The following is a 12,195-nucleotide window of genomic DNA, read 5'->3' as shown; positions in this document are numbered from 1 at the left end:
TTCAAGCCAGTTAAAGCGCGCAGCAAGCGGTCTTGTGTCAGCACCCGTTCAATATCCAGCATTTGCTTATCCCATTTCTGCCTTCTATTCTTGCTTATTTCCCGACAAGTCTAATATATCTGCTGGTAGATTCTGCATGTGCTTATTGTCCTGCCGACCTTGCCATTCGCTGAAATTTGCGACATAACCGAAAATTCTAGTGCTGTTTCTGAAGCGTTTTGACGACTTCGAGCTTGGAATTGATAAATTACGGGATGTAGTCTATTCTGTAGTACATAAAGATTTGCGCTACAAAGTTGCCATGAGCCTAACAACGCTGTAACTCAGACTGGTTCTGAATCATTACACTCTCCGTTTTCGTCTATTGCTCTGATTGGACGAGATTGGACGTGAAACCGTTGGTTTGAAAATTTCTCAACTGCATTATTAGGAGGAAAGCATGATGCCACAGCATTGCTGCTTACTGGCAGATCGTCTAAGCTGCATGCTGCCACCCGATCGCATGCTATTTCGCTGTGTTCAACTCAGGGTGCAGAGCGGTGATCGAATTGCGCTTGTCGGTGCTAATGGCACGGGAAAGTCCACGCTGCTGCGAATTCTGGCAGGACAGCTTCAGCCGTCATCTGGTAATATTCATCGACAGGGTTCGATTTACTATTTACCGCAAATCAGCACAATTCATCAGCAGATGATTAACAAAACCGTGCTGGAAATGCTGATGGAAACGACAGAAGAATGGTGGACAGTGACAGGCTTGCTGGAAACCCAGTTTCATAATCAGATTGATCTATCCCTTCCGGTTCACGCTCTCAGCGGTGGCGAACTAACTCGCCTGTTTCTGGCGATCGCCTTTGCACAAACCCCCGATATTCTCTTGCTAGATGAACCAACGAATCATCTCGACTACCACGCACTGGAAGCCCTGCGGCGATTGCTAGAATCGTTTAGCGGCGCATTTGTGATGGTGTCTCACAAGCCGATGTTCCTCGATCAGGTTGTTCAAACCGTATGGGAATTGACTGCTGATGGCTTGCGGATTTACGGCGGCAACTTTTCCGCTTATCGGAAACAGAAGCAAATCGAACGAGAGGTAAAACTGCGATCGCACGAAGTTGCCCGCAAAGAGCTAAAACAGGCAAAAGCAGCAGCAATGCAGGAGCAGCAGCGGGCGGCACAGTCTCAGCGCAATGGTCGTCGGCAGGCTGGGAGTCTCCCGCCGATTGTTGCCGGAGCACGAAAGCGCAGTGCAGAAGTCACCGCAGGCAAACTGAAGCAAAAACATGAAGCCACCATCGCCACTGCCGCACAGAAAGTAGAGGAGACGAAACTGAGAACGACAAAAGCAACACAAATTCAACTGGAGGAACGCAGTCACAAACATCGCAAGCTGGTTGAAGTTCACCACGCCACGCTTCAGGTTAACCATCAATCGCTGATCAAAGATATCCAGTTTCATCTGGTGGCAGGCGATCGCGTTGTGATCGCTGGGGCAAACGGTTCTGGAAAGTCCAGTTTGATCAACGCCATTTTGCGCCGCTCTAATGCTGCCAAATTAATCGCAGGAGAAGTGCTGCTGTCGCCAAATTTGAAGGCGATTTATCTGGATCAGGGCTATGAACTGATTTATCGCAACCGCACAGTTTTGCAGAATATGCAAGCAGCCAATCCTGCTTTGGGCTATCAGCAAATGCGTCAACAGTTGGGGCATTTTCTCTTTTTTGATCAGGCAGTGAACAAAAAGGCATCTGTTTTGAGCGGCGGTGAACTAGCACGATTGGCACTGGCAATGATCAGCGTTGCTCAAATCGATTGGTTGATTCTAGATGAACCAACAAACAATCTTGACATTCCAACAGTTGATCAAATTGTGAATGCTCTAAATTATTACCAAGGTGCGCTGCTGATAATTTCGCACGATCTGGATTTTCTCAGCCGCATTCATGTTACGCGAGCACTCAAGGTTGAGCATCAAACCTTGAGGCCAATGGCTTTTTTACCTGAAGCATCAGAGCAGTATTATCAGGAGTTGCTACGGATTTAGGTTGTGCCGCAAAAACTAGTGGATGATAAGGTAAACAAGCCCAACCTTACTTTCTCTTCCTCTAGTGTTTACTGCTTCTTTGTTTAATGGCGGCATTTGTTACCTGAAATCATCCTGCTCAACGTCTGCTGGTACTGCCCTTTAGGTTCGCCAGTTCCCTAAAGTGGGAGACCCGCTCATCTGGCTTACCAAGTGGTGTTCTAGACCCAAAAGGGTTCTCAATCGCTTGTTTCTGCTGCTGCCGTTTGAGATTAGAGATTGTTTTCCTGACCCGTTCAAAAACTAATTACTCGTCCTCCTTAAGGTCAGGTAGCCTGGGACAAGCTGTACTGCCTATGCTCCTGTCTCTACGAGTTCTGGGAATTTTGCTGCTTAAAACGCAGAAGAATTCCCAGACCTGCAAACAGCAAAAGGATCTGTTTTAGGCGTGAGAACAGGGCATCCTATTAATGCCCAATCCTAAATCAGCCAATGCCCAGTCTACTGGATCCTTATTATCCATCTCAGTGTCAGCTCTGTGAGTTCTACCCTCATAATCCGCATCTCCGTTGCACGCTCCATCCATTAGGCTTGGAATTAGAGGATTGCCTTGACTTTGTGGCGATCGCCCCTGAAGGAGAAGGGCTTGGTACTGCCCAGACGTCTGAAGTGGAGGAGCAATGGCAGCCAGAAGGTGCAGCCTATAACGGGGAACTGGTTTTGCAGACCCGGAGGCATACATTAACAGAGCAATTGGCGTTACTGGATACCCATCCCCTATTTACAGGGCGATGTTCTGCTTGTGAGATGCTGATTGGTTCGACTCATCCAGTTCAGGTGCATTGGGACTGCTCGAACTGTGGCTGGGGCAATGATTCAGTTTAGAGATTTTCGTGTTCAACAGTAGTTTCAATCCCTGCAAGAGTTTAGTAGTGATCATCGCGCTGTAGAGGTCGAATTAACGGCGCTAGTCCGGGCGTTTCAATTACAGAGTGGGGGGATGGTAGCAATTGCCCCTAAATTAGATGCGATCGTTCTCGTGGTCTGTGATCAACCATTTGTTATTCCAAATTGATTCGCCAATTGATTAGCAAACATCGAGTGACAAATTTCCCGATCGTGACTTCTGAATACAGGGAAGTTCTAGGTGTTCCAGCCTTATTTCATAGAACATTATTTCCAGAACTTAAGACGCTTCAGGAGGATGTAGGGGCTAAGTTCATCATCCGCCAGCATCGCTTCCACGTTTTAAGCATTCCGTTTCCGGAAGGAGCCATTGATCTTAATATCCCTCAAGATCTGAAGATTCTTTCATCACTCGTTTAAGACCCTACTGGAGGATTCCAAGAAAATAGGGTTGGAGCATGATGGGGGAAGCTCAATGAGCAATTACCTCAGCAGAGGCACTACATCGTACCCCTCAACACATTTGCAATTTGGAAATGATGGCTGAAATAATGCACACAACTTGGAACTCCACCGAACAAATTCTCCGCACGCGCATTTCTGGCATACTTCATCAGGAGCAAGTTGAAGCATGGGAGCAAAGTCTGGAACAAGTGAGTCGTCAGATTCCCAAACACCTCGACTTTACTATGCTGATTGACATCCAAGGTTACGAAGTGAGTGAGCAAGACAAAGCCGTTCATCAACAGCAACGCGTCGTCATCCCTACGTTTTTAGCAAGACATGATTTTGAAGTTGGATTTTTTCGACTCTTTGAAGTTCAAAATACCATTTCCCCTAATCTTGATCGCGCCCGTTGTGTTGCCGTAGCTCATGTTCATCATGATTGCAACAAAATGGCACTCTACAATCAAAATCTTGGGCGATCGAATGAACGCTTCTTTTGCCAACTCTCGGAAGCTGAAGCATGGCTACAGGAAGGAATTTTTTGAATGATGGTGAAAATATCTCCAGCCGAAATCTAAAGTAATCAGCGTTGATATAGAGCTAATTATCTAAAAGCCTTATTGAGGGAGTTTTTACATGGCTGTGTCTGGCGATTGACACTCAGAGAACTAGAACAAGGATTATGAGGAGGAAGTTATCCAGCCGCTTTGGGAGGTTAGTAACCCTGGCGCAAGCGGTTCACCTAGTTATGGAGCGGATGAGCAGCAATAACGCTCCCGCTCATGACAATTCCCTTCATAATGAACCGTGGCTAGCGATGCTCAATTTTAGGATGAATATTGGTTGAAAACTTCAGCATTGCCTTGTGGGTCAAAGGAGTACACGGTGAATGGTTCCTGAGCCTCCCCATCTTCCATACCCGGTGAGCCGATTGGCATTCCAGGTACAGCCAGACCAACGGCATCGGATTTTTCAGAGAGAAAGCGTTTAATGTCCTCTGCGGGAACATGTCCTTCAATCACAGCCCCGTTGATAATAGCGGTATGACACGATTGCAACTCGCTAGGCACGCTGTGTTTTTGTTTGACAACGCCCATATCGGGCTGTTGCACTTCAGATACCTGGAACCCATTGGAGCGTAAATGCTCCATCCATGCTTCACAGCAGCCACAATTGGGGTCACGGTACACTGTGGCTTTTATTGCCATCGGAGAAGGAGCCTGGACTGAATTTTGGACATTTGTAATTGCTTTAGAACTTTGGGAAATGGAGTGAGCCGCATTGTCTGCACTTGCCATCGGTTGGCTAAGGAACACGATCGCTCCAACGGTAATGATCAAAATTTTAACTACAGCAAAAACTACAGTAACAGAACGGTATAACTTGTGTTTTGATGGCATTTTCAACCTCATGAGTCAATTTGAAAGAATCTGTTCTAGAAAGGGGATGTCGCAAAAACTAGTCCATGGTGAGGTCGGTAAACTCAAACGTGCCTGATTCCTCCGCTCGATCGAATCCCAATTCTTCTGCTCATCCCTCATTCGATTGTTCGATCCGATCGGGTGATTCTGTCCTGCCTCCATCGGTTATTTCTGCTTGTGCTCTGACTCCCATGGGAGAGGAGGAAACCCCGTTTCTTTGAAAACCTGTCCGAACCGTCCCTTCTGCCAATTCCGTTTCACCTGCTCAATCCGTTCCAGATAACCAACTGTACACATACTACAACCAGTGTAAGCAGTAGCGCGGGGAAACACTGAACCCTAGGAACGGGCGAGGCTCTTCCACTGACTATGCCGACAGTCGATCGCTATGCTATCAGTTGTTTTGGCAATTTCCACGCTGAACCATTTAGAAGACAATCAACTCCTATTAAGCTTTAACCCGCCTACGCTCAATCATGAACATTGCCGTGATAGCACTGGCGATTGCTAACCCGGTTGCAATGCCCATCACCATCCGAAATCCGTCCACAAAGGATTCAGCAATCGCACTCCTCAATGCAGCCTCCACGCCGTTATCTAATCCAGGCGGAAGGGTCGCCGCCGCTAGATTAATGCGTTGAGCATTCAGGAATTGTAGGGCAGTCGGAGATAGGGGTAGAGCTGCAATCCGCCCATTCAGACTCTCGTTAAATCGGTTAAGCATAACGATACCGAAGAGGGCGATCGCAAGCAGACTGGCAATGCGAGAAACGGCATTGTTCACACCGGACGCAGCTCCCACAAATCGCTCACTCACGGCATTCATCACTGCTGTGGTTAACGGAGCCACACAAATTGCCATTCCTAGCCCTAGCACTACCACAGCCGGAAAGAAGGTAGTCCAGTAGCTGTCGCCAATTCCCGGAAGCGTCATTAAACCAAATCCTATTGCTGCGATTGTAGGACCCATCATCAAAGGCAGGCGGGCACCGTAGCGGTTCACCAATCCCCCTGACCAGCGTGAGAGAAAAAACATAATGAGCGGGAACGGAACTAGGGCAGCACCGGCAGCTGTCGCGGAATAGCCTTGTACCTGAATCAAATTAAAGGGCAGGAAGAACAACGCACCTCCCAAAGCCGCATAGAGCAACAGCGTTAGCAAATTGGCACCGCTGAAGGTCCGAGAGCGAAACAGACTCAGCGGCAGCATGGGGGAGATTAGGCGCGATTCCAGCCACAAAAATCCGCCTAAAATCAAAATGCCGCTGGCGATCGCTCCAATCACAATGGCATCAAACCCCAACTTGGGAAACTCCAGCAACCCGTACACCACAACACCCAAACCCGTCATCGCCAGCCCTGCTCCCAACCAATCGAGCTTAGCGGCTTGAGGATCACGGCTTTCGGGGACACACCAGCGGCTGATCACAATCACAATCGCGGCCAGGGGCAGGTTAATCAGAAATACCCATCGCCAGGAAAAGGTTTCAATTAGCCACCCCCCAAGCACTGGACCCGCAGCAGAAGTGATTGCCGTAAACCCAGACCAAAAGCCGATTGCCGTGCCGCGCTGCTCGTTTGGAAAAGAAGCTCCGATAATCGCGAGGCTGCCCGGAATCAGCAAGGCCGCGCCGATACCCTGGATACCCCGTGCTAGGATGAGTTGTCCAACTGTGGAGGATAAGCCACACCACAGCGAAGCGATCGCAAATAGTGCTACTCCCCACATAAACACTCGTCGCCGTCCCAGATGATCCCCCAGTGATCCGCCCACCAGAATCAAGGCTGCAACAAATAGGGCATAGGATTCTACGACCCATTGCACATCAGAAACAGTTGCATTCAACTGGGTTTGTAGTGTCGGCAGGGCAACGTTGACGACAGTGCTGTCGATAAATGCCATACTAGAACCAAGAATCGTGGCAACCAGTATCCAAATTCGGTGGCTGCGCTGACAGGGAGTAGAGCAAGGTTGGGAACGAATTACACCCTCATCGCAGGGTGGTTTAATCGGGTTTGACATGGTATGGATGGGTTGGAAATCGATCACCCGCACATCAAAGTGGGTTCCTCCAAGATACGCAAGATCCGCTGAAATAACACGGCAGCCGTTTCCGCTTGATTGCACTCCATCGTCGGCTTCATAATTTATTTACTGCACGATAAAACCGTCCAGAATGGGGAATTCTGTGTTTCAATCCCTGAAAGGGTTTAGTAGTGATCATCGCTTACTAGCGGCTATCACTATGTCCGGGCACGTTATGTTTCAATGGTTACGCAGAGAAAAAGGAGCCATCACAACTCTCAGATGGGTTTAGACCCCAGTTTGAGGGAGTTAGCGATTGGTTCAATCACACCGTTAACGCGATCGCCCATGCCCTGCTCGGAAACTCAGATCCATTCATCTGGCAGAAGACCGATCGCAATGGCAATACCTGGTGGATTATTGATGATCCCCTCACCGGAACTCGCTTCCACGCTGTGTCTGAAGAAGAAGTTCGTGCCTGGATTGAACAGCGTTATTATGCTCAACCCAAGTCCTCTGGAAATAATTCGAGCGATTTCAACCCACCTCTAATTGAACGGTGGTGAAATATGCAATCATCTGAACTTCCAACATCTTCTCAAAACGATTTACAACCATTGCCAAAGGATTCACGAAAGCGAGCGGGTTGTGTCGCAAAAATATATTAAGGACAACCGATTGGTATCGTTTGCATTCTCCTAGGCAGCAATGCCAAAGATCGCTTCGATAAATTTCACTTGAGACGCACTGTCCCCTGGTTTGACTTCTTTTACTTGCCCTTTGCGAATCATATTCATTGCCTCAATTCCCCTCAAAGTTTTTCTGGCACTATTGAACGACTTGAACCCCATCATCGGTTTTACAGTGTGCTTGATGTGCCGATGATCCTGCTCAACGATGTTGTTTAAATATTTGCTCTGCCTTAATTCGGTCTCCTGATCAATTACCTCATCTTCTTTCAACGTCTCGATCGCGATAGGATAAGCCGCATTTTTATCAACGGTAATGACCCGTGGAGCCTGAGTATGCTGCCCCTTGAGGACTTTGCGAAAGAATCGTGCCGCTGCCTTGCCATCCCGCTTGGTGCTCAGCATAAAGTCCAGGGTATTCCCTTCCGAATCGACCGCTCGGTACAAATACTTCCATACTCCCCTGACTTTGATATACGTCTCGTCCACCCGCCAAGAATCATTTGTGGGTTTGAGGTGGAGTCGAATGCGTTTGTCCAGTTCTAGAGCGTACCTCAACACCCAACGGTTGATCGTCGAGTGATCCGCTCCCATGCCCCGCTCCTGCATCATCTCCTCTAAATCTCGGTAGCTCAGGGAGTAGCGACAGTACCACCGCACGTTCAGCAGGATGATTTCAGGCAAAAAGTGCCGCCATTTGAACAGGGAGGACGTAGACATTGGAGAGCGAGTCAGGGGAGCTGGGCTTGTCCTACCTTACCATTGACCAGTTTTTGCGACACAACCGCATAAACCAGAGCCAGAAGGTCAATTTGCATTCCCGTACCCGGTTCGAGCGTGTAAGCTTCCACATTAAACCGGATAGGTATGAATTTGTAGAGTTGGAGTGACAGAGCCTTACCTGATGCGAGTTGCTGGAGGGGGAGGGTTTCGATCGGGGGAACTATCGAATGGTTTCAAATTGAGTAACCCGTTCTGTTAATGCTGGAGCAACGGCTAAGTTGAAAAAGCGAGTTTTTAGATTTAACAGTTACTGGGTTTTATTATGCTTCGTTTCCTCTCATTCTCGAAAATTTCTCAGTTTCATAAGGCTTGTTCGACTGCTTGCCTGAGTCTGGTCATCTCCAGTGGAGCTTGCCCATTTGTTGCTCAATCCGCGGCAATTGCCAGTACACCTGTGGATCGCTCAATTATTGAGCAATCGAACCCTGCTCAAGGAACAACTATTCAACTGCCGCCACAGGTTATCCGGCGAGTCCGACGCGACTTAGTTCAGCGGTTTAATTTGCCCCGACGGGATCTCAGGGTTGTACAGTTTAGCCAGGAAACTTGGTCAGATAGCTGTTTGGGTTTAGCTGCACCCAATGAGCGATGTGCGATGGCAACAGTAGACGGATGGCGCATCGAACTCTCGAATGGGCAGCAGAACTGGGTTTATCGCACCGATCGAAGGGCGCAAGTCATTAAGCTAGAAACTCAGGACACGGCTACCCTACCGCCGCAACTGGTTGATCGGCTATTTGAAACAATCGCCCGTGAAGCCAATGTTCCTGCGAATACGCTCAAAGTCATTGAGTCTCAGCCTCGAACCTGGGACGGCTGCATGGGAATTTTTGTCTCAGGACGCGCCTGCACCAGGATTGCCATTCCTGGCTACCGTGTGATTGTGGAGGGCAATCGCCAGAGCTGGATTTATCACCTGGATCAAGAGGGTACGCGCATCGTGCAAAATGCAACGGCAAGCGGCAGTGGCAGTCAAATCACGCCTTCCTTCATGCCATCCGAGGCAGAGTATCCAGGGTTAACTGAAAACATCGTGTTTCAGATGACAGTATCGGGGGGACTAGGCGGCGGTACAACTCAGACGGTTTTGACTGCCGATGGAACGCTCTATCGCAGAAGCACAGGCATACCGGCTTCTAACGCTGAACCGATGACGAAACGCCTTTCGCAGCAGCAGTTGCAGCAGTTTGAGCAGGTCTTACAGCAGCAGCAGTTTCCCAACCTGAACGGCATGAGATATCTCACCTCTGCTGCCTTGGCAGATTATCCCACCACTGTTGTTCAGGCAATGGGAAGCACGGTCGCGTATATTGATCTCGAACAGGACAGCCTGCCCCAGTCCTTACAAACGATTATTCGGGCATGGAATCAGCTATGACCTGTCTTTGGGGATGAGATCGATATCAGCTAAAGTAAGTGTCGATCGCCAGTATTCCTGTTCTCGTTTCTGGCTTTGGCAGCGCTATGCCTGTAACGTTCAGCAGCAGATCGCGATTTGCTGCAAAGCCAGGGAAGGATCGTTCACGGTCAGATAGGTTCGTCCCTGCCACTGTAAGAAGACCGCTTCGTTTGCCTGCAACTTTTGCTGACCCCGTCGCTTAAAGTTCTTGTCTCGATAAGCGGCGTTTACCGCTCCAGCGAGTGAACTGGCGCTGATCCGACCCGTATAAAACAGCGCAGCAGGGGTTTCACCCACGCCATCATCATTCGTATCAATCAGCAATCGATCGCCCTCTTTCACTTCTAGTCCGTGATCTGATCGAGCGATCTCAAACTAGATTGGCGATAAACCTGCGCCTCGCTGCTGCCTGCGTAGAGATCTGGGACCTGTTGAATCCCGTGGCACCTGAGCAGGTTTTTCCCGTGTTTGAGGAAATCTTGCAGGTGTTAGAACAGCAGGGGCAGTTAAAGAGCTTCCGCTCTGTGTCGGACACCCTGTTGATTGCCTTGGCTAGGGTGATTGAAGCATAGCTGTCATAGAATGCAATTAGGCTAAAACCCTTGCAGGGAGAGGGATTACGAATAGTTTTTTCGTACTAATATTTTTAGTGCATCCCCAATCAACCTCTATTAATTAACCTAACTGCGTTGTCTCAGGCTCTGGATTTGCTCTAATTGCATCTGGTGACAGCAACCCTTTAATCACCCCAAACTTATGCTTTCAGCGACAGACCAACCCCTTACTTTTCCGAGGAGTAGCAATTCTAAGATTATTATTGCTACTCCTCGGAAATACAAACGGTTCAGGCATAATAAGGGTGCTTTCTCGAGCAGGAGCGTATGGGGCGATCGCTCAATGAAAAGTGCTGGGCGTGCAGTCTGCTAACGCCGAATCAGGCACGACAACAGCATGGGTCGCAAGACGGTGATGGCTGCTGGAATGATGCGGTTTGCCACAGTCGGCGATCGTATTATCGTCAGGGTCGCGGCAACCGAGTGCGGCGGCAGCCGCAGGTAGCTGAGATGGTCGTACCGGTACCCATCGTTTTGTTTGTCGTCCTGCACACGTATGTCGAAAAGCCGCGTCAGCCCAACGATGACATTGTGATTCATACGATGTGCGCGGAGTTGTGGGTGGGAGAGAAGCCGACCGCGCTGACACAGCCGCAGCATACTTTTGGGCTGCCACCTAGACTGGTGAAAGACTACGCACGGCAGCTTTTGGAGGCGCTTTACCAGCAGTATGGCAACGGGCGGCGCAGCGGCTTTGAACGTTTTGCGCGGGAGGAACAGCACGCGATCGCACAGTGCCCGATCCGCCCCTGTTCCTATCATGCTGAGCATCTTCTGTTTATTGAAACAGGAGGGTGTGGATGACAGCGACACAATTGGAATTGGAGTTGTGGGATCAGTTGCAACAGGCGCAGCAGATGCCGGAGGCGGTTGACGTGGCGCAACTGTTGGATGAGGTGGAAGCAGCAGCGGCACAACTGCCTGAAACCCAAAAGTTGCAGTTTGCTGGAGATGCTTTGCTTCAGATTGCTGAGCTGTGTGCTGTGCGAGCTGAGGTGCTGATGATCTAGTGGGAAGAGTTAGTCCGTGATCCAATCGTTGAGCAAGGCTTTTTTGCCGATGTGGTGCGACAAGCGATGGCAGTGGATTTGAGCGATTTGATGGAGCTAGCCCGATCGCGTCAGCAAAGAGCAAAGCCGATTGCTAAACCGAAAGAATCGATTGCGGCTCCCGTTGACAAAGCAGCAGTGCTGGCAATGGTTGACCAGCTAGAAGCAGAAGACGAAGCAGCGCAGAAACAGTCTATTTTGGTGATTGCCCATTCAGAAGATGTGGCTAGCTGGACAGCAGCGATTTTAGAGTGGCTACAGACCACCCTACTTTCGGTTTCGATCGCCGAACTCAGTGATAGCTTAGAGATGCCGTGGATAGAGGTATGGTTAGGCGTATTGTTCGGCGGTTTTCAGTTAGAGCAGCGGGGGGAGTTTTATGAGGCGCCCATTTGGGTGAAGCGCTCCGGCGACCAGGCAATGACTCTGAGGCAAGATGGGAGCTAGAGGCAGGAAAGTTGGGCTTGGCTGAGTGAGAACTTACATCGGCAAACTTTGGATCGCAATAATTTCAAAATTGGCAACGAGATTTTGGGGTCGCTTGGAACCTTCCCCCCGCTGCCACTGAAATGTAGTCATTGGAAAACCTTCAGAAATCCACCCAGAAGCTTAATTTTCTGAATTTTGGCAAGCGATATACTTTGGGAAACGGATGACAGTCCTTCATCGGGGAGCATTCAATGATTACCCTGCCTGGAATTACTATCCACAGCAAAATCTATGAGAGTTTAGCTTCTTTGGTGTATCGGGGCATCAGAGAGCAAGATAACTGTGCAGTGATTGCCAAAGTTCTCAAGCAGGATTATCCCTCTCCTCAGGAATTAACTCGCTATCGGCAGGA

General features: G+C 49.2%; 12 protein-coding genes and 1 pseudogene. 9 read left to right on the top strand and 4 right to left on the bottom strand.

Going from position 1 to position 12,195, the window contains the following annotated elements:
- The first annotated feature begins 439 nt into the window (after window positions 1–439).
- The 4 genes from abc-f to NDI45_RS29240 all read left to right on the top strand — a co-directional run bounded on the left by abc-f (window position 440) and on the right by NDI45_RS29240 (window position 3,918).
- Complete coding sequence (abc-f, locus tag NDI45_RS29255; RefSeq protein WP_199296304.1) at window positions 440–2,041, top strand: ribosomal protection-like ABC-F family protein; 1,602 nt, start codon at window positions 440–442, stop codon at window positions 2,039–2,041.
- Window positions 2,042–2,512: 471 nt separating this feature from the next.
- The gene (locus NDI45_RS29250; RefSeq protein WP_348249881.1) at window positions 2,513–2,905 is read left to right on the top strand and encodes a hypothetical protein; all 393 of its coding nucleotides are present in this window, start codon (window positions 2,513–2,515) and stop codon (window positions 2,903–2,905) included.
- Window positions 2,906–3,121: 216 nt separating this feature from the next.
- Entirely contained in the window at window positions 3,122–3,346 is a 225-nt protein-coding gene (locus NDI45_RS29245; protein ID WP_348249880.1) for a hypothetical protein, read from the top strand.
- A gap of 116 nt (window positions 3,347–3,462) precedes the next feature.
- A complete protein-coding gene (locus NDI45_RS29240; protein WP_348249879.1) occupies window positions 3,463–3,918 on the top strand; it encodes a hypothetical protein in 456 nt (151 codons plus the stop codon).
- 282 nt (window positions 3,919–4,200) lie between these two features.
- On the opposite strand, the gene NDI45_RS29235 is transcribed toward NDI45_RS29240, so the two are convergent.
- The 3 genes from NDI45_RS29235 to NDI45_RS29225 form a co-directional block, all read right to left on the bottom strand.
- Window positions 4,201–4,773, bottom strand: a complete 573-nt coding sequence (locus NDI45_RS29235) for a DUF411 domain-containing protein (protein ID WP_348249878.1) — start codon at window positions 4,771–4,773, stop codon at window positions 4,201–4,203.
- Between the two features lie 469 nt (window positions 4,774–5,242).
- The gene (locus tag NDI45_RS29230; RefSeq protein ID WP_190791274.1) at window positions 5,243–6,817 is read right to left on the bottom strand and encodes an MFS transporter; all 1,575 of its coding nucleotides are present in this window, start codon (window positions 6,815–6,817) and stop codon (window positions 5,243–5,245) included.
- A gap of 701 nt (window positions 6,818–7,518) precedes the next feature.
- Window positions 7,519–8,229 carry an IS6 family transposase gene (locus NDI45_RS29225; RefSeq protein ID WP_348249877.1) on the bottom strand — a complete coding sequence of 237 codons (711 nt, stop codon included), beginning with the start codon at window positions 8,227–8,229 and terminating at the stop codon, window positions 7,519–7,521.
- A 457-nt stretch (window positions 8,230–8,686) separates the two neighbouring features.
- Between NDI45_RS29225 and NDI45_RS29220 the strand changes: the two genes are divergently transcribed.
- The gene (locus tag NDI45_RS29220) at window positions 8,687–9,670 is read left to right on the top strand and encodes a hypothetical protein (protein ID WP_190793189.1); all 984 of its coding nucleotides are present in this window, start codon (window positions 8,687–8,689) and stop codon (window positions 9,668–9,670) included.
- 99 nt (window positions 9,671–9,769) lie between these two features.
- Here the strand turns inward: NDI45_RS29220 and NDI45_RS29215 are convergent, their stop codons facing one another.
- Window positions 9,770–10,033, bottom strand: a complete 264-nt coding sequence (locus NDI45_RS29215) for a bluetail domain-containing putative surface protein (protein ID WP_348249876.1) — start codon at window positions 10,031–10,033, stop codon at window positions 9,770–9,772.
- A gap of 74 nt (window positions 10,034–10,107) precedes the next feature.
- Here NDI45_RS29215 and NDI45_RS29210 point away from each other — a divergent pair.
- From NDI45_RS29210 to NDI45_RS29195, 4 genes and pseudogenes are all read left to right on the top strand, one after another.
- Window positions 10,108–10,242: pseudogene (locus NDI45_RS29210) on the top strand (ISNCY family transposase); the annotation flags it as partial.
- 330 nt (window positions 10,243–10,572) lie between these two features.
- On the top strand, window positions 10,573–11,109 hold the full coding sequence (locus NDI45_RS29205) for a hypothetical protein (RefSeq protein ID WP_190793186.1): 537 nt from the start codon (window positions 10,573–10,575) through the stop codon (window positions 11,107–11,109).
- A complete protein-coding gene (locus NDI45_RS29200; protein WP_190793185.1) occupies window positions 11,106–11,315 on the top strand; it encodes a hypothetical protein in 210 nt (69 codons plus the stop codon). The genes NDI45_RS29205 and NDI45_RS29200 overlap by 4 nt, the downstream gene beginning before the upstream one ends.
- A gap of 51 nt (window positions 11,316–11,366) precedes the next feature.
- Complete coding sequence (locus NDI45_RS29195; RefSeq protein ID WP_348249875.1) at window positions 11,367–11,801, top strand: hypothetical protein; 435 nt, start codon at window positions 11,367–11,369, stop codon at window positions 11,799–11,801.
- Window positions 11,802–12,195: the final 394 nt, after the last annotated feature.

This window comes from Leptolyngbya sp. GB1-A1 (assembly GCF_039962475.1).
Lineage (GTDB): Bacteria > Cyanobacteriota > Cyanobacteriia > Elainellales > Elainellaceae > Leptolyngbya_A.
This window is presented reverse-complemented; position numbering and strand designations above follow the sequence as displayed.